Here is a 17,437-nt window from a genome sequence, read left to right on the forward strand (position 1 = left end):
GTTACACCGTTTCCTTCTGATCTTTAAATTTACGCTGCAGTTCTTTTTCCACCTGCTTAGCACGCCAAATATTGTTCAACGCGTTCACCATCGCTTTCGCCGATGATTCGACGATATCGGTCGCCAGGCCAACGCCGTGGAATTTACGACCGTTGTAGTTGACCACGATATCGACCTGACCCAGCGCGTTCTCGCCGTGGCCTTTTGCCGTCAACTTGTAGTTGATCAGTTCGGCTTCAAAGCCGGTGATGCGGTTGATCGCCTGATAAACCGCATCAACCGGACCGTTACCGGTTGCGGCGTCCGCTTTGGTCTCTTCACCGCAGCCCAACTGCACGGAGGCGGTTGCGGTCACGCTTGAGCCGGTCTGCACGTTGAATTCGTTCAGCTGGAAATATTCTGGCTCTTCGTTCTGCTTGTTGATGAAGGCCAACGCTTCCAGATCGTAATCGAAGACCTGACCTTTCTTGTCGGCCAGCTTCAGGAAGGCGTCGTACAAAGTGTCGAGGTTGTAATCAGACTCTTTGTAGCCCATCTCTTCCATGCGGTGTTTCACCGCAGCGCGGCCAGAACGGGAAGTCAGGTTCAGCTGGATTTTGTGCAGGCCGATAGATTCTGGCGTCAGGATTTCGTAGTTTTCGCGGTTCTTCAGCACGCCATCCTGGTGAATACCGGAAGAGTGGGCGAAGGCGTTAGAACCGACCACCGCTTTGTTGGCTGGAATTGGCATGTTGCAGATTTGGCTAACGGTTTGGCTGGTGCGGTAGATTTCCTGATGATTGATATTGGTGTGGACGTTCATGATCTGCTGGCGGGTTTTGATCGCCATGATCACTTCTTCCAGCGCACAGTTACCGGCGCGCTCACCTAAACCGTTTAACGTGCCTTCAACCTGACGCGCACCGGCCAATACTGCGGCGATGGCGTTGCCGGTCGCCATTCCCAAATCGTCATGGGTATGAACGGACAAGATGGCTTTATCGATGTTGGGAACGCGAGCCACCAATTGGCCAATGATGTTGGCGTATTCGCCTGGCAAGGTGTAGCCAACGGTGTCCGGGATGTTGATGGTGGTTGCACCGGCATTGATCGCGGCTTCAACCATGCGGCACAAATCGTCGATTGGCGTACGACCGCCATCTTCACAGGAGAACTCAACGTCGTCGGTGTAGTTGCGAGCGCGTTTGATCATATGCACCGCGCGTTCAATCACTTCTGGCAGCGTGCTGCGCAATTTAGTCGCGATATGCATCGGCGAAGTCGCGATGAAGGTGTGAATACGGAACGCTTCAGCCACACGCAGTGATTCGTATGCGGCGTCAATGTCCTTCTCAACGCAGCGTGCCAGTCCGCAGACGCGGCTGTTTTTAATGGTACGAGCGATGGTTTGTACGGATTCAAAATCGCCTGGAGAGGAAACGGGGAAGCCCACTTCCATCACATCCACGCCCATACGTTCCAACGCCAGAGCGATTTGCAGTTTTTCTTTAACACTCAGGCTGGCCTGTAAAGCCTGTTCGCCATCACGCAGAGTGGTATCGAAAATAATAACTTGCTGGCTCATCGTAATCTTCCTTATGCATTAACGTTGCCGGTGCTACGAGCATAAAAAAACCCGCGCATTGGCGCGGGTTTCTTAAACTTCTGCAGGTTCGAATCAGTTATTGATTCCGCCCACGAGTCTACCGCGCAAACTGGATGCGATTAGTAGTAGACCGAGTAGGCGGAAAGAATGAAACATGATTCAAACCTCGTAAATTTTTGGATGCACATATTGGTACTGGAATTGACGTGTGAAGTCAACCTTAAGTGCAAGGGTATTTCTGTGAGGTAAAAAGGGCGATGTGCTGTGATTTTTCAGCGGCGCAGAGCAATGGCATTAATTAGTAACAGGATAAGTGATTACATCCACTTAAAAAATCATTTAGAAAATAGAATTTATTTTAACTAATTGATAATTATTGGCTTATGTCGACAATGCGCATTGCTGGTAAAACAAGATTAGGCTTGTTGTTAAGAAGAATATGATGTGATTAGGCCGTTTTATAGCTAATCACGCCAGAAAGTAATTATCACAAAAGATTGTGGACTGAGTGGTCAGGCAATATGAAAATCATATTTCTTAGAACACGCTGCAAATAATCTCTAAACCAGCATTTTCCTCTGTGGTTATGACGAAGCATTAGTTTAATCCTCGCAGGCAATAATCACGCATCAGTGCCTTTATTGCCGGATTGGGCGCGACGTGGCGTCCTGGCGTTTGCAGGCCGGGTTGTCTGCGGTTATGGTAATCGACCTACTCTCATATAATTAACTCAAGTAGATTCCCTGTACCTGGAAGGCGGACAGAACGCCGCCTTCTGAGCATAAACATAAGGTTTTGATCTTAATTGGCGATCGGGGGCCGGATATCAGTGGCGTGCGGGAAACGCGAACGTCAGTGGATTCAGTCCCTCAAGCCTGGAGGCAGAAAATGGAGATGTTGTCAGGAGCCGAAATGGTCGTCCGTTCGTTAATCGATCAGGGCGTTAAGCAGGTATTCGGTTATCCGGGCGGAGCGGTGCTCGATATTTACGATGCGCTGCAAACGGTCGGTGGCATTGACCACGTATTGGTCCGTCATGAACAAGGCGCGGTGCATATGGCCGATGGCCTTGCGCGTGCGACCGGTGAAGTGGGCGTGGTGCTAGTGACTTCCGGTCCGGGCGCCACCAACGCGATTACCGGTATTGCAACCGCCTATATGGATTCGATCCCGATGGTGATTCTGTCGGGTCAGGTGCCTTCGTCACTGATTGGTTACGATGCGTTCCAGGAGTGCGACATGGTCGGTATCTCCCGCCCGGTGGTGAAGCACAGCTTCCTGGTGAAAAACGCCGAAGAGATCCCAACCGTGCTGAAAAAGGCCTTCTGGCTGGCAGCCAGCGGTCGTCCGGGGCCGGTGGTTATCGATCTGCCAAAAGATATCTTGAACCCAGCCAACAAGTTGCCGTACGTCTGGCCGGAAACGGTGAGCATGCGCTCTTACAATCCGACCATTCAGGGCCATAAAGGACAGATCAAGCGTGCGCTGCAAACGTTACTGGCTGCGCACAAGCCGGTGATTTACGCCGGTGGCGGGGCGATTATGTCGGGCTGCGAAGCAGAATTGCTGCAGCTGGCTGAGCAACTGAATATTCCGGTGACAACCTCGCTGATGGGCCTGGGCGTGTTCCCTGGCACCCATCGCCAGTGCATTGGCATGCTGGGTATGCACGGCACTTACGAAGCCAACATGACCATGCACAACGCCGATCTGATTTTCGGTATTGGCGTGCGTTTTGACGACCGCACCACCAACAATCTGGCGAAGTACTGCCCGAACGCCACCATTATGCATATCGATGTCGATCCGACGTCGATCTCCAAAACCGTCAGCGCGGACATTCCGATTGTCGGCGATGCGAAGCAGACGCTGGCGCAGATGTTAGAGCTGCTGGCGCAAAGCGATGCGAAGCAGGAACTCGATAGCCTGCGCGACTGGTGGCAGACCATTGAAGGCTGGCGTGGCCGCAAGTGTCTGGAATTCGATCGCACCAGTGACAAAATCAAGCCGCAGGCTGTCATCGAAACCATCTGTCGTTTGACCAAAGGCGAAGCTTACGTCACCTCTGACGTCGGTCAGCATCAGATGTTTGCCGCACTTTATTACCAGTTTGACAAGCCGCGTCGCTGGATCAACTCCGGTGGCTTGGGCACCATGGGCTTCGGCTTGCCTGCTGCGCTGGGCGTGAAGATGGCGCTGCCGGATGAAACGGTTATCTGCGTTACCGGCGATGGCAGCATCCAGATGAACATTCAGGAACTGTCGACCGCGCTGCAGTACGATTTGCCAGTGCTGGTATTAAATCTCAACAACGGCTTCCTCGGCATGGTTAAGCAGTGGCAGGACATGATTTACTCCGGCCGCCACTCGCAGTCTTACATGCAATCGCTGCCTGACTTCGTGCGTCTGGCCGAAGCTTATGGTCATGTGGGTATCTCCATTGCGCATCCTGCGGAGCTGGAAGAGAAGCTGCAGCTGGCACTGGATACGCTGGCGAAAGGCCGTCTGGTGTTTGTGGATGTGAATATTGACGGCAGCGAGCACGTTTACCCGATGCAAATTCGTGGTGGTTCGATGGATGAGATGTGGTTGAGCAAAACGGAGAGGACTTAATTATGCGTCGTATTTTATCGGTTCTGCTGGAAAACGAATCCGGCGCATTGTCCCGCGTAGTGGGACTGTTCTCTCAACGCGGTTACAACATCGAAAGCCTTACTGTCGCGCCAACCGATGATCCGACCTTGTCACGCATGACGATCCAAACGGTTGGTGACGCGAAAGTGCTGGAGCAGATCGAGAAGCAGCTACACAAGCTGGTGGACGTGTTACGAGTCAGCGAGCTGGGGCAGGGCGCTTACGTTGAGCGTGAAATCATGCTGGTGAAAATCCAGGCCAGCGGTTACGGCCGTGAAGAAGTGAAGCGCAGCGCGGAAATTTTCCGTGGTCAGATTATCGATGTCACGCCAACGCTTTACACGGTTCAGCTGGCAGGCACCAGTGATAAACTTGACGCGTTTCTTAACACCGTTCGCGACGTAGCAGAAATTGTTGAAGTGGCTCGCTCAGGAATCGTGGGTGTTTCGCGCGGCGATCGCGTAATGCGTTAATCACCTTAAGTAACGATTTCATCTGATTCTAACCCGGCGAAATGCCGGGTTTTTTTATTTTATGCGCTTATCCAGGATGCGAGAGAAAAGCGGTTGCTCGGCGTAGTGTTCTGCGGTTAGATGTTACAAATGTTTTACCCATAGCTACTCTGCGGATATTTTCGCCAGCGCTGGCTTATTAGAATTAAGGTGTCACCGTGAAACTGGATGAAATTGCGCGCCTGGCAGGCGTGTCGCGCACCACGGCCAGCTATGTAATCAATGGCAAAGCGCGGCAGTATCGTGTCAGCGAAAAAACCGTCGAGAAAGTGATGGCGGTGGTGCGTGAACACAACTATCACCCGAATGCCGTCGCGGCTGGGCTGCGTGCCGGACGCACCCGTTCAATTGGTTTGGTGATTCCTGATTTGGAAAACACCAGTTACACGCGCATTGCCAACTATCTGGAACGTCAGGCGCGTCAGCGCGGTTATCAGCTTTTGATTGCCTGCTCGGAAGATCAGCCGGACAACGAAATGCGCTGCATCGAGCATCTGTTGCAGCGCCAGGTCGATGCCATCATCGTTTCAACTTCTCTGCCGCCAGAGCATCCGTTCTATCAGCGTTGGATCAATGATCCTTTACCGATTATCGCGCTGGACCGCGCGCTGGATCGTGAACACTTTACCAGCGTGGTGGGTGCCGATCAGGATGATGCGCAGACGCTGGCGGCTGAATTGCGTCAGCTTCCGGTGAAAAACGTGCTGTTCCTCGGGGCGCTGCCGGAATTGTCGGTGAGTTTCCTGCGTGAACTCGGCTTCCGCGATGCGTGGAAAGACGACGAACGGCCCATTGATTACATCTATTGCAACAGCTTTGATCGTGCCGCCGCTGCCACGCTGTTTGAGAAGTACCTCGAAGATCATCCGATGCCAGAAGCGCTATTCACCACGTCGTTTGGGCTGCTGCAGGGCGTAATGGACGTTACGCTGAAGCGTGATGGCCGCTTGCCAACCGATCTGGCGATTGCCACTTTTGGCGACCACGAATTGCTGGATTTCCTTGAGTGCCCGGTGCTGGCGGTGGGGCAGCGTCATCGCGACGTGGCTGAGCGCGTGCTGGAGCTGGTTTTGGCCTCGCTGGATGAACCGCGTAAACCGAAACCGGGTTTAACCCGCATTCGTCGTAATTTATTCCGCCGCGGACAATTAAGCCGCCGCGCTAAATGAAATGCTGGGCAGTTCGCTGCCCAGCGTTAATTTAACCTGCAGATATTTCCTGCGAACCTTCCGGCGTAAATAAGCGTAAATAATCGCCACTCCAGCTAACAATTTAACCTTGCTGACTTTTCTTAATTGTTTACATCTCCAGCAGCGAGGCGTAGCAGAGCTGGCGCGATGATGCTGGGCTTCCTTTCAGAAATCCCCTAAAATGCCGCCGTCGTCGCAGATTGCAGGGCAAATATAATTCCGCTTAAAAGCGCTTTATTTTTCGCCATTTTTCAATGTGCGAAAATTTTTATTCAATTATTCATCAGGTTAATTTTTTATTTTGCGAATCCATGTCGATTAATTCCCTCTCTGATTAATTTCACCCGATGTAAATAGTGATATTCACTTGCCGTTGCGGCTTGACAAGGATTTCATCGGCTCCGTAAACTCGTTTCGTGGTAAAAAGTGGGATAAAGTGGTGAAAACGGGTGATTGAGGGGTAAGGCTGGCATGTTCCGTGGAGCAACGTTAGTCAATCTCGACAGCAAAGGACGATTAGCAGTACCAACGCGCTATCGTGAATTGCTTGTCGCAGAGTCTCAGGGGCAAATGGTATGCACCATTGACCTCCACCAGCCATGCCTGCTGCTTTATACCCTGCCCGAATGGGAAATCATTGAGAAAAAGCTGTCTCGCTTATCCAGCATGAATCCAGCCGAGCGTCGCGTACAGCGGCTGCTGTTAGGACATGCCAGTGAATGCCAGATGGATAATGCGGGTCGTTTGTTGTTGGCGAACACGTTACGCCAACACGCCGGCCTGACCAAAGAAGTGATGCTGGTTGGACAGTTCAACAAGTTTGAGCTGTGGGATGAACAGACCTGGTATCAACAAGTTAAGGATGATATTGACACAGAACAGTCGGCTCAGGAGCCTTTATCTGAGCGGTTGCAGGACTTGTCGCTATAGCTATGCAGGAAAATTTCAAACACACCACAGTGCTGCTGGATGAGGCGGTAAACGGCCTCAATATCAGGGAAGACGGCATTTATATCGATGGCACTTTTGGTCGCGGCGGTCACTCGCGCTTAATTCTTTCTCAGCTTGGCGAGAAAGGGCAACTGATAGCGATTGATCGCGATCCGCAAGCGATAGCCGCAGCCGCTGAGATAAACGATCCGCGTTTTTCGATCGTGCACGGGCCGTTTTCGGCATTAGCGGAATACGTCGAAGAGCGCGGGCTGACCGGCAAGATCGATGGTGTTCTACTCGATCTGGGCGTCTCTTCACCGCAGCTGGATGATGCCGAACGCGGCTTCTCCTTTATGCGTGATGGGCCGCTGGATATGCGTATGGACCCAACGCGCGGGCAATCAGCCGCTGAATGGCTGATGAGCGCGGAAGAGGCAGATATCGCTTTCGTGATCAAAACCTACGGTGAGGAGCGTTTTGGTAAACGTATTGCGCGCGCCATCGTTGAGCGCAACCGTGAACAGCCGATGACGCGCACCAAAGAGCTGGCAACGGTGATTGCCGCAGCGATGCCCGTCAAAGACAAATTTAAGCATCCGGCAACGCGTACTTTCCAGGCGATTCGTATCTGGATCAACAGCGAGCTGGAAGAGATTGATACTGCGTTGAAAGGGGCATTATCGGTTCTCGCGCCAGGCGGCAGGTTGTCGATCATCAGCTTCCACTCACTGGAAGATCGCTTAGTGAAGCGCTTTATGCGCGATCAGAGCCGCGGTCCGCAGGTGCCAGCAGGCATTCCGATGACCGAGTCGCAGCTCAAAGCCTTAGGCGGACGTGAACTGAAAACGCTGGGCAAGCTGATTCCAGGTGAAGCCGAAGTGAACGAAAACCCACGTGCGCGCAGTTCGGTGTTGCGTATCGCGGAGCGAACGGCGTCATGATTGGCAACGAGCGCCACAGCTTACCCGGTGTCATTGGTGGGGACTTGCTGCGATTTGGCAAGATCCCGCTGTTGCTGTTGATCGCGGTGCTGGTGTCCTCGGTGATTGTTGTGACCACCACGCACAAGACGCGCCTGCTAACGGCGCAACGTGAACAGCTGGTGCTGGAGCGTGATGCGCTAGATATCGAATGGCGCAACCTGATTCTTGAAGAGAACGCACTTGGCGATCACAGCCGCGTAGAGCGTATAGCAACCGATAAACTGCAAATGCAGCATGTTGATCCTTCGCAGGAAAATATTGTGGTGCAGAAATAAGGAATCGCAGAACTCAATGAGTGGCGCAGGCAAAACGCTGAAGTTAAAAAAACAAGAAGATAAGGCCAGCTTTGTAAGCTGGCGCTTTGCGTTACTGTGCGGGTGCATTTTACTGGCGCTGGGCGGACTGCTGTCGCGCGTAGCATGGCTGCAGGTGATCAACCCTGACAAGCTGGTGAAAGAGGGCGATTTGCGTTCGCTGCGCGTGCAATCGGTGCCAACCGCGCGCGGCATGATCAGCGATCGTGCCGGTCGTCCATTGGCGGTGAGCGTGCCGGTGAATGCGATTTGGGCCGATCCGAAAGAGCTGACCGAACACGGCGGCGTCTCGCTGGATAGCCGCTGGAAAGCGCTATCAGATGCGTTATCGATTCCGCTTGATCAACTCGCTGCACGTATCAACGCCAACCCGAAAGGGCGCTTTGTCTATCTGGCACGCCAGGTAAATCCGGCGATTGGCGAGTACGTGAAAAAGCTTAAGCTGCCGGGCATCTATCTGCGTGAAGAGTCGCGCCGCTACTATCCGGCGGGCCAGGTTACCGCACACCTGATTGGTTTCACCAACATTGATGGTCAGGGCATCGAAGGCATCGAAAAGAGCTTCGACAAATGGCTGACTGGCGCACCGGGCGAACGTACGGTGCGTAAAGACCGCAACGGCCGCGTCATTGAAGATATCTCCTCGGTAGACAGCCGCGCCGCGCACAACCTGACGCTGAGCATTGATGAACGGCTTCAAGCGCTGGTGTATCGCGAACTGAATAACGCCGTAGCGTTCAACAAAGCCGAATCAGGCACCGCCGTGCTAGTTGATGTGAACACCGGCGAAGTGCTGGCGATGGCGAACAGCCCCGCTTACAACCCGAATAATCTCAGCAACACGCCGAAAGACGTGATGCGCAACCGTGCCATTACCGACATCTTTGAGCCAGGTTCCACCGTGAAACCGATGGTGGTGATGACGGCCTTGCAGCGCGGTGTGGTGAAAGAGAACAGCGTATTGAATACCGTGCCGTACCGCGTCAATGGTCATGAGATCAAAGACGTGGCGCGCTACAACGAATTGACCCTTACCGGGGTTTTACAGAAGTCGAGTAACGTCGGGGTTTCACGTTTGGCGTTAGCGATGCCCTCCTCAGCACTCGTAGATACTTACGCGCGCTTTGGGCTGGGTAAACCGACCAATTTGGGGCTGGTCGGGGAAAGTAGTGGCTTATACCCTCAAAAACAACGGTGGTCTGACATAGAGAGGGCCACCTTCTCTTTTGGCTACGGGCTAATGGTAACGCCGTTACAGTTAGCGCGAGTCTACGCAACCATTGGCAGCTACGGCATCAATCGCCCGCTGTCGATCACCAAAGTTGACCCGCCGGTAGCGGGTGAACGTGTTTTCCAGGAAGACCTGGTGAAAACGGTGATGCACATGATGGAAAGCGTTGCGTTGCCTGGCGGTGGTGGGGTCAAAGCCGCCATCAAGGGCTATCGCATTGCCATCAAAACCGGTACCGCCAAGAAGGTTGGACCGGATGGACGTTACGTCAACAAATACATTGCTTATACCGCAGGCGTCGCGCCTGCCAGCCGTCCTCGTTTTGCGCTGGTGGTGGTGATCAACGATCCCCAGGCCGGTAAATATTATGGTGGTGCGGTTTCTGCACCGGTGTTTGGCGCCATCATGGGCGGCGTGTTGCGTACCATGAATATCGAACCTGATGCGCTGCCGACAGTTGATAAGAACGAGTTGGTGAAGAATAGAAGTGAGGAATCAAGTGACAGATCGTAACCTGCGCGACTTACTGGCCCCGTGGGTGCCGGGTGCGCCGGCGCGTCCACTCCGTGACATGACACTGGATAGCCGCGCTGCGGCTTCTGGCGATCTGTTTATCGCCGTGGCGGGCCATCATGCTGATGGACGTCGTTTTATTCCGCAGGCTATTGCACAAGGCGTGGCGGCAGTGATTGCCGAAGCCGAAGGTGAAGCCAGCGATGGAGATATCCGTGAGATGCATGGCGTCCCGGTTATCTATCTGGCGCAGTTGCAGCAGCGTCTCTCTGCACTGGCCGGACGCTTTTATCAGCAGCCTGCAAGCAAACTGAAATTAATCGGTGTTACCGGCACCAACGGCAAAACCACCACCACGCAACTGATGGCGCAGTGGGCCAATTTGCTGGGTGAAACCGGCGCCGTGATGGGCACCGTCGGCAACGGCCTTTATGGTCAACTTGTGGCAACCGAAAACACCACCGGTTCTGCGGTGGATGTGCAGCATGTGCTGAATAATTTGGTCGGGCAGGGTGCAACCCTGACGGCAATGGAAGTCTCCTCACACGGTCTGGTGCAGCATCGCGTTGCAGCTTTACCGTTTGCGGCCGCAGTGTTTACTAACCTGAGCCGCGATCACCTCGATTATCACGGTGATATGCAGAGCTATGAATCGGCTAAATGGTTACTGTTCTCTGAGCATCAGGTCGCTGAAGCCATCATCAACGCTGATGATGAAGTAGGTCGTCGCTGGCTGGCGAAATTGCCGGATGCGGTAGCGGTTACCATAGAAGACAATCTGCAATCGGGCTGTCATGGTCGCTGGCTCAAAGCCACGGCGGTGGATTATCACGATGGCGGTGCGCATATTCAGTTCAGCTCCAGCTGGGGCAACGGCGAGTTTGATAGCCGCCTGATGGGCGCTTTCAACGTGAGCAACTTGTTGCTGGCGTTGGCTACGCTGCTGGCGCTGGATTATCCGCTTGATGCGCTGGTCGCCACGGCGCCGCAGCTGCAGCCGGTGTGTGGTCGCATGGAAGTGTTTACTGCGCCAGAAAAACCTACTGTTGTTGTCGATTACGCTCACACGCCAGATGCGCTGGAAAAAGCGCTGGAAGCGGCGCGTCTGCACTGCAAAGGTCAGTTGTGGTGCGTGTTTGGCTGCGGTGGCGATCGTGACAAAGGCAAACGTCCGCTGATGGGCGCGATTGCTGAGCAATTCTCCGACATCGTGGTGATCACCGACGATAATCCGCGCAGCGAAGAGCCGATGGCGATTGTGAATGACATTCTCACCGGCTTGCTCGATCCGGGCCGTGCGCGCGTGGTTTCCGGTCGTGCGCAGGCGGTCACCAACGCCGTGATGCAAGCCGGCGCGGATGACATCGTATTGGTGGCCGGAAAAGGTCACGAAGATTATCAAATCATTGGCAACCGTCGTCTGGATTACTCCGATCGCGACACAGTCGCCCGTTTGTTGGGGGTGATGGCATGATTCCCGTTTCTCTCAACACACTGGCCGAAATCAGCGGCGGTCAACTGCACGGCGCGGACTTAACCATTGCCGATGTCACCACCGATACACGTAAAGTCACCGCCGGCAGCCTGTTTGTGGCGCTGGTGGGTGAACGTTTTGATGCGCACGATTTCGCTAACGATGCGATTGATAACGGCGCGCAGGCGCTGCTGGTAAGTAAGCTGCTGAAGGTTTCTGTACCGCAGGTAGTTGTTGCTGATACGCGCATTGCTTTCGGGCAACTCGCTGCGTGGGTACGCCAACAGGCGAAAGCGCGCGTGGTTGCTTTAACCGGTTCATCCGGCAAAACCTCGGTCAAAGAGATGACCGCCGCGATTCTGCGTCAGTGCGGTGAAACGCTCTACACCGCAGGCAACCTGAACAACGACTTCGGCGTGCCGATGACGCTGCTGCGTCTCACTAAAGAACATGCTTATGCCGTAATCGAACTGGGTGCCAACCATCAAGGTGAGATTGCATACACCACCGATCTGGTACGTCCAGAGACCGCTCTGGTTAATAACCTGGCCGCCGCTCATCTGGAAGGCTTTGGTTCACTGGCCGGTGTGGCGAAAGCTAAAGGCGAAATTTTTGGCGGCTTGCCGGTACACGGTACTGCGATCGTCAACGCTGACAGCAACGATCTGGTCAACTGGCAATCACAGTTTGTGGATAAAACCCTGTGGCGTTTCTCGCCGCAGCCGATGGCTGATGCAGAGTTCCGCGCCAGTGAAATCGTGCTGCGTGCCGATGCCACGCTGTTCACGCTGCATACGCCACGCGGTGATATCGCCGTGGAGTTGCCGCTGCCAGGCCGTCATAACATCGCAAATGCGTTAGCCGCTGCAGCGCTGGCGTTGTCGGTGGATGCGCCGCTGACGGCGATTCAAGCTGGCCTTAAAACCTTGCAGCCTGTTCCTGGTCGACTATTCCCGATTCGTCTGGCGGCCAATCAACTGCTGCTGGATGACAGCTACAACGCCAACGTCGGTTCTATGACGGCTGCCGCGCAGGTGCTGGGCGATATGCCGGGTTACCGCGTGATGGTGGTGGGCGATATGGCTGAGCTGGGCGATGAAGCCGAACTGTGTCATCGCCAGGTGGGCGATGCGGCTAAAGCGGCCGGCATTGATTGCGTGCTGAGCACCGGAACTCTGAGCCAGTTGATTGGTGAAAACAGCGGGAAAGGCGAGCATTTCGCCACCAAAACCGCGCTGACTGAACGTTTACGCACATTGCTGTCCGAACATCAGGACATCACTATTTTGGTTAAAGGTTCACGTAGTGCCGCCATGGAGCAGGTAGTACAGAGCTTACAGGAGAAAGGAACATGCTAGTCTGGCTGGCCGAACATCTGGTCGCATTTTATTCCGGCTTTAACGTCTTCTCGTATCTGACGTTTCGCGCCATTGTCAGCCTGCTGACCGCCTTGTTCATTTCTCTGTGGATGGGGCCGCGCCTGATTGCCTGGCTGCAGAAACTGCAGATCGGCCAGGTGGTGCGTAACGACGGTCCAGAATCACACTTCAGCAAGCGCGGCACGCCAACCATGGGCGGCGTGATGATCCTCACCTCCATCACCATTTCGGTGTTGATGTGGGCTTATCCATCCAATCCATACGTCTGGTGCGTACTGGTGGTACTGGTTGGTTTTGGCATCATCGGCTTTGTGGATGACTATCGCAAAGTGGTGCGCAAAGACACCAAAGGGCTGATCGCGCGCTGGAAATACTTCTGGATGTCGGTGATTTCGCTGGCCGTTGCATTCGCGCTGTTTATCGCCGGTAAAGATACGCCTGCGACGCAGCTGGTGGTGCCGTTCTTTAAAGACATCATGCCGCAGCTGGGCCTGTTCTACGTGGTGCTGGCCTACTTCGTGATTGTCGGTACCGGCAACGCGGTTAACTTAACGGACGGCCTTGATGGCTTAGCCATTATGCCAACGGTATTCGTGGCAGCAGGCTTTGCGCTGGTGGCGTGGGCGACCGGTAACGTCAAGTTTGCCGAATATCTGCACATTCCTTATTTACGGCACGCGGGTGAATTGGTGATTGTCTGTACCGCGATTGTCGGAGCCGGACTCGGATTTTTGTGGTTCAACACCTATCCAGCGCAAGTGTTCATGGGCGATGTCGGCTCACTGGCGCTAGGCGGCGCGCTCGGCACGATCGCCGTGCTGCTGCGTCAGGAATTCTTGCTGTTAATCATGGGCGGAGTGTTTGTGGTCGAAACGCTGTCGGTGATTCTGCAGGTGGGATCGTTCAAGCTGCGCGGTCAACGCATTTTCCGCATGGCGCCGATTCACCATCACTATGAATTGAAAGGCTGGCCGGAGCCGCGCGTCATCGTGCGCTTCTGGATTATTTCGCTGATGCTGGTGCTGATTGGCCTGGCAACGCTGAAGGTACGTTAATCATGGCTGACTATCGGGGCAGAAAAGTCGTCATCATTGGATTAGGCATTACTGGCCTCTCCTGTGTTGATTTCTTCCTCGCGCAAGGCGTAACGCCACGCGTGATGGATACCCGTGTCTCGCCGCCGGGGCTGGACAAGCTGCCAGCCTCGGTGGAGCGCTATGTTGGCGGTATTAATAGCGATTGGCTGTTGGCGTCCGATCTGATTATCGCCAGCCCAGGCATCGCGCTGGCGCATCCTGCTTTAAGCGAAGCCGCCGATGCCGGGATTGAAATCATCGGCGATATCGAGCTGTTCTGCCGTGAAGCGCAGGCACCGATTGTGGCGATTACCGGTTCGAACGGCAAAAGCACCGTGACGACGCTGGTGGGCGAAATGGCGCGTGCCGCAGGTTGGCAGGTGGGCGTGGGCGGCAACATCGGTTTGCCGGCGCTAACACTACTGAAATCGCCAGCACAGCTTTATGTACTCGAACTCTCCAGCTTCCAGCTGGAAACCACACACAGCCTGAAAGCGGCCGCCGCGACGATCCTTAATCTCACCGAGGATCATATGGATCGCTATCCGCTGGGCATGCAGCAATATCGTGCCGCCAAGCTGCGCATTTACGAAAACGCCAGCGTCTGCGTAGTGAATGCTGACGATGGCATGACCATGCCGGTGCGCGGTGTTGATCAGCGCTGTGTGAGCTTCGGCATCAACCTTGGCGATTATCATCTTAATCAGCAGCAAGGCAGCACCTGGCTGCGAGCGAAGGGCGAGAAAGTCCTGAACACCGATGAGATGACGCTGGTAGGTCAACACAATTACACCAACGCGTTGGCAGCGCTGGCATTAGCCGACGCGGTGAACATCCCGCGCGCTTCCAGCCTGAAAGCCTTAACCACCTTTACCGGCCTGGCGCACCGCTTCCAGCTGGTGCATGAAGCCAAAGGCGTGCGTTGGATCAACGATTCCAAAGCCACCAACGTTGGCAGCACCGAAGCGGCGCTGAATGGCCTGCAGGTAAAAGGCACTTTGTGGCTGCTGCTGGGCGGCGATGGCAAATCGGCTGACTTCAGCCCGCTGGCGCGCTATCTGCAGGGCGACAACGTGAAGCTGTTCTGTTTTGGTCGCGATGGCGATGCGTTAGCGGCACTGCGTCCCGACATTGCCACGCGCACAGAAACCATGCAGCAGGCGATGACGCAAATTGCCGCACAGGTAAAAGCGGGCGATATGGTGCTGTTATCACCGGCCTGCGCCAGCCTCGATCAGTTCCGTAATTTTGAACAGCGCGGCGATCAGTTCGCGCAACTGGCGAAGGAGTTGAGCTGATGCGCATTCCTGGAGCCGGTATCGCCAATTATCTGTCCGTGCGCCTGCGCGATTGGGTGATGGGCGCACGCGACAATGATGATGCGCCGGTGGTGCTGTATGACCGCACGCTGCTGTGGCTGACCTTTGGTCTGGCGCTGATCGGTTTTGTGATGGTGACGTCGGCGTCGATGCCTGTTGGGCAACGTCTGAACGAAGATCCGTTCTACTTTGCCAAGCGTGATGCGTTCTATATCGCTTTGGCCTTCGGCATGGCGCTGGTGACCTTGCGTATCCCAATGGATTTCTGGCAGCGCTACAGCAACGTGATGCTGATGGTTTCAGTGGTGATGTTGCTTATCGTGTTGGTGGTCGGTAGCTCGGTGAACGGTGCATCGCGCTGGATTGCCCTTGGCCCGCTGCGTATTCAGCCGGCTGAGCTCTCGAAGTTGACGCTGTTCTGCTATCTCGCCAGCTATCTGGTGCGCAAAGTAGAAGAGGTGCGTAACAACTTCTGGGGCTTCTGTAAGCCGATGGGCGTGATGGTGGTGCTGGCCGTGCTGCTGCTGGCGCAGCCGGACCTCGGTACGGTGGTTGTGCTGTTTGTTACTACGCTGGCGATGCTGTTCCTCGCCGGTGCGAAAATGTGGCAGTTCCTGGCGATCATCGGCTCCGGCATTTTCGCCGTGGTGCTGCTAATCATTGCTGAACCGTACCGTATGCGCCGTGTAACGTCCTTCTGGAACCCGTGGGAAGATCCCTTCGGCAGCGGCTACCAGCTGACGCAATCTTTGATGGCGTTTGGGCGCGGTGAGTTCTGGGGACAGGGCTTAGGCAACTCGGTGCAGAAACTGGAATATCTGCCAGAAGCACATACCGACTTTATCTTCTCCATCATCGGTGAAGAGTTGGGTTATGTCGGTGTGGTTTTAGCGCTGTTGATGGTATTCTTCGTCGCTTTTCGCGCGATGTCGATTGGTCGCCGTGCTCTGGAGATCGATCAGCGCTTTTCAGGCTTCCTCGCTTGCTCAATTGGCGTGTGGTTTAGCTTCCAGGCGCTGGTTAATGTCGGTGCGGCTGCGGGCATGCTGCCGACCAAAGGTCTGACATTGCCGCTGATCAGTTACGGTGGTTCGAGTCTGATCATCATGTCGACCGCCATCGTGTTTTTATTGCGCATAGATTATGAAACGCGTCTGGCGAAAGCGCAGGCGTTTACCCGAGGTGCTCGATGAGTGGCAAACGGCTGATGGTCATGGCAGGCGGTACTGGCGGACACGTATTCCCCGGTCTGGCCGTTGCCCATCACCTGATGGAACAAGGCTGGCAGGTGCGCTGGCTGGGAACCGCTGACCGAATGGAAGCGGATTTGGTACCGAAACACGGCATTGAAATTGATTTTATCCGCATCAGCGGTTTACGCGGTAAAGGCCTGAAAGCGCAGTTGCTGGCACCGGTGCGCATCTTCAATGCCTGGCGCCAGGCGCGTCGCATCATGAAGAGCTGGCAGCCGGATGTGGTGCTGGGAATGGGCGGATACGTTTCGGGGCCCGGCGGTTTAGCGGCGTGGAGCTGCGGTATCCCGGTGGTGTTGCATGAGCAGAACGGCATTGCCGGACTGACCAACAAGTGGCTGGCGAAAATCGCCACCAAAGTGATGCAGGCGTTTCCCGGTGCGTTTCCAAATGCTGAAGTGGTTGGCAATCCGGTGCGTACCGATGTGTTAGCGCTGCCGTTACCGGCAGAGCGACTGAGCGCACGTTCCGGCCCGATTCGCGTGCTGGTCGTCGGTGGCAGCCAGGGCGCGCGCATCCTTAATCAAACCGTGCCACAAGTGGCTGCAGAGTTGGGTGAAGCCATTACGGTTTGGCATCAAACCGGCAAAGGTGGACTGGAAACCGTGCAGCAGGCTTACCGCGCAGCGGGCCAGCCGCAGCACAAAGTCACCGAGTTTATCGATGACATGGCCGAAGCTTATGCATGGGCTGATGTGGTGGTGTGCCGTTCGGGCGCATTGACGGTGAGCGAAGTGGCCGCCGCAGGTTTACCGGCGATTTTCGTGCCGTTTCAGCACAAAGATCGTCAGCAGTACTGGAATGCGTTGCCGCTGGAAAAAGCGGGCGCAGCCAAAATTTTCGAGCAGCCGCAATTTACCGCAGCTGTGGTAGCGGACACGCTGCGTCACTGGGATCGCACCACATTGTTGGCGATGGCAGAAAAAGCCCGTCAGGTCGCGATTCCCGATGCAACCGAGCGGGTTGCAAATGAAGTGGCGCGCGTCGCGAAGTAATTAATCGGCCAGTTGATTTGGCCCGTACCTTTAGCAGGTGCAAACG

The 17,437-nt window shown here is 54.9% G+C and carries 15 protein-coding genes; 13 read left to right on the top strand and 2 right to left on the bottom strand.

Features of this window, described 5'->3' with window-relative positions; genetic code table 11:
• Position 1: 1 nt before the first annotated feature.
• Positions 2-1,564, bottom strand: a complete 1,563-nt coding sequence (gene leuA, locus VIJ98_RS03325) for a 2-isopropylmalate synthase (RefSeq protein ID WP_008108623.1) — start codon at positions 1,562-1,564, stop codon at positions 2-4.
• Positions 1,565-1,657: 93 nt separating this feature from the next.
• Positions 1,658-1,741, bottom strand: coding sequence for a leu operon leader peptide (gene leuL / locus VIJ98_RS03330; RefSeq protein ID WP_407330297.1), 84 nt, complete (start codon positions 1,739-1,741; stop codon positions 1,658-1,660).
• A 732-nt stretch (positions 1,742-2,473) separates the two neighbouring features.
• On the opposite strand from leuL, the gene ilvI reads away from it, so the two are divergent.
• From ilvI to murG, 13 genes are all read left to right on the top strand, one after another.
• Positions 2,474-4,198 (top strand): acetolactate synthase 3 large subunit, encoded by a 1,725-nt coding sequence (gene ilvI, locus VIJ98_RS03335; protein ID WP_008108621.1) that lies wholly within the window; start codon positions 2,474-2,476, stop codon positions 4,196-4,198.
• A 2-nt stretch (positions 4,199-4,200) separates the two neighbouring features.
• A complete protein-coding gene (ilvN, locus tag VIJ98_RS03340) occupies positions 4,201-4,692 on the top strand; it encodes an acetolactate synthase small subunit (RefSeq protein ID WP_007885011.1) in 492 nt (163 codons plus the stop codon).
• Positions 4,693-4,889: 197 nt separating this feature from the next.
• Positions 4,890-5,900, top strand: coding sequence for a catabolite repressor/activator (gene cra / locus VIJ98_RS03345; RefSeq protein ID WP_323272273.1), 1,011 nt, complete (start codon positions 4,890-4,892; stop codon positions 5,898-5,900).
• A 492-nt stretch (positions 5,901-6,392) separates the two neighbouring features.
• Positions 6,393-6,851 (top strand): division/cell wall cluster transcriptional repressor MraZ, encoded by a 459-nt coding sequence (gene mraZ / locus VIJ98_RS03350; protein ID WP_007885013.1) that lies wholly within the window; start codon positions 6,393-6,395, stop codon positions 6,849-6,851.
• Between the two features lie 2 nt (positions 6,852-6,853).
• Positions 6,854-7,795, top strand: coding sequence for a 16S rRNA (cytosine(1402)-N(4))-methyltransferase RsmH (gene rsmH / locus VIJ98_RS03355; RefSeq protein ID WP_008108618.1), 942 nt, complete (start codon positions 6,854-6,856; stop codon positions 7,793-7,795).
• On the top strand, positions 7,792-8,112 hold the full coding sequence (ftsL, locus tag VIJ98_RS03360) for a cell division protein FtsL (RefSeq protein WP_008108617.1): 321 nt from the start codon (positions 7,792-7,794) through the stop codon (positions 8,110-8,112). Before rsmH ends, ftsL begins: the two co-directional genes overlap by 4 nt.
• Positions 8,113-8,128: 16 nt before the next feature.
• Complete coding sequence (locus VIJ98_RS03365) at positions 8,129-9,895, top strand: peptidoglycan glycosyltransferase FtsI (protein WP_008108616.1); 1,767 nt, start codon at positions 8,129-8,131, stop codon at positions 9,893-9,895.
• Positions 9,882-11,369 (top strand): UDP-N-acetylmuramoyl-L-alanyl-D-glutamate--2,6-diaminopimelate ligase, encoded by a 1,488-nt coding sequence (gene murE, locus VIJ98_RS03370; protein WP_323272275.1) that lies wholly within the window; start codon positions 9,882-9,884, stop codon positions 11,367-11,369. The genes VIJ98_RS03365 and murE overlap by 14 nt, the downstream gene beginning before the upstream one ends.
• Positions 11,366-12,727, top strand: a complete 1,362-nt coding sequence (gene murF, locus VIJ98_RS03375) for a UDP-N-acetylmuramoyl-tripeptide--D-alanyl-D-alanine ligase (RefSeq protein WP_323272277.1) — start codon at positions 11,366-11,368, stop codon at positions 12,725-12,727. The genes murE and murF overlap by 4 nt, the downstream gene beginning before the upstream one ends.
• Complete coding sequence (gene mraY / locus VIJ98_RS03380) at positions 12,721-13,803, top strand: phospho-N-acetylmuramoyl-pentapeptide-transferase (protein WP_008108613.1); 1,083 nt, start codon at positions 12,721-12,723, stop codon at positions 13,801-13,803. Before murF ends, mraY begins: the two co-directional genes overlap by 7 nt.
• A gap of 2 nt (positions 13,804-13,805) precedes the next feature.
• The gene (gene murD / locus VIJ98_RS03385; RefSeq protein ID WP_323272279.1) at positions 13,806-15,122 is read left to right on the top strand and encodes a UDP-N-acetylmuramoyl-L-alanine--D-glutamate ligase; all 1,317 of its coding nucleotides are present in this window, start codon (positions 13,806-13,808) and stop codon (positions 15,120-15,122) included.
• Positions 15,122-16,336 carry a cell division protein FtsW gene (ftsW, locus tag VIJ98_RS03390; RefSeq protein ID WP_008108611.1) on the top strand — a complete coding sequence of 405 codons (1,215 nt, stop codon included), beginning with the start codon at positions 15,122-15,124 and terminating at the stop codon, positions 16,334-16,336. Before murD ends, ftsW begins: the two co-directional genes overlap by 1 nt.
• Positions 16,333-17,391, top strand: coding sequence for an undecaprenyldiphospho-muramoylpentapeptide beta-N-acetylglucosaminyltransferase (gene murG, locus VIJ98_RS03395; protein WP_323272281.1), 1,059 nt, complete (start codon positions 16,333-16,335; stop codon positions 17,389-17,391). Before ftsW ends, murG begins: the two co-directional genes overlap by 4 nt.
• Positions 17,392-17,437 lie beyond the last annotated feature (46 nt).

Origin of the sequence: Pantoea sp. S18, assembly GCF_045689705.1 — a bacterium.
In the GTDB taxonomy this organism is placed as follows: Bacteria; Pseudomonadota; Gammaproteobacteria; order Enterobacterales; family Enterobacteriaceae; genus Pantoea; species Pantoea symbiotica.

Coding starts and splice junctions, on each gene's coding strand:
- leuA (WP_008108623.1), bottom strand. CDS start 1,564: ATGAGCCAGCAAGTTATTATTTTCGATACCACTCTGCGTGATGGCGAA.
- leuL (WP_407330297.1), bottom strand. CDS start 1,741: ATGTTTCATTCTTTCCGCCTACTCGGTCTACTACTAATCGCATCCAGT.
- ilvI (WP_008108621.1), top strand. CDS start 2,474: ATGGAGATGTTGTCAGGAGCCGAAATGGTCGTCCGTTCGTTAATCGAT.
- ilvN (WP_007885011.1), top strand. CDS start 4,201: ATGCGTCGTATTTTATCGGTTCTGCTGGAAAACGAATCCGGCGCATTG.
- mraZ (WP_007885013.1), top strand. CDS start 6,393: ATGTTCCGTGGAGCAACGTTAGTCAATCTCGACAGCAAAGGACGATTA.
- rsmH (WP_008108618.1), top strand. CDS start 6,854: ATGCAGGAAAATTTCAAACACACCACAGTGCTGCTGGATGAGGCGGTA.
- ftsL (WP_008108617.1), top strand. CDS start 7,792: ATGATTGGCAACGAGCGCCACAGCTTACCCGGTGTCATTGGTGGGGAC.
- VIJ98_RS03365 (WP_008108616.1), top strand. CDS start 8,129: ATGAGTGGCGCAGGCAAAACGCTGAAGTTAAAAAAACAAGAAGATAAG.
- murF (WP_323272277.1), top strand. CDS start 11,366: ATGATTCCCGTTTCTCTCAACACACTGGCCGAAATCAGCGGCGGTCAA.
- mraY (WP_008108613.1), top strand. CDS start 12,721: ATGCTAGTCTGGCTGGCCGAACATCTGGTCGCATTTTATTCCGGCTTT.
- murD (WP_323272279.1), top strand. CDS start 13,806: ATGGCTGACTATCGGGGCAGAAAAGTCGTCATCATTGGATTAGGCATT.
- ftsW (WP_008108611.1), top strand. CDS start 15,122: ATGCGCATTCCTGGAGCCGGTATCGCCAATTATCTGTCCGTGCGCCTG.
- murG (WP_323272281.1), top strand. CDS start 16,333: ATGAGTGGCAAACGGCTGATGGTCATGGCAGGCGGTACTGGCGGACAC.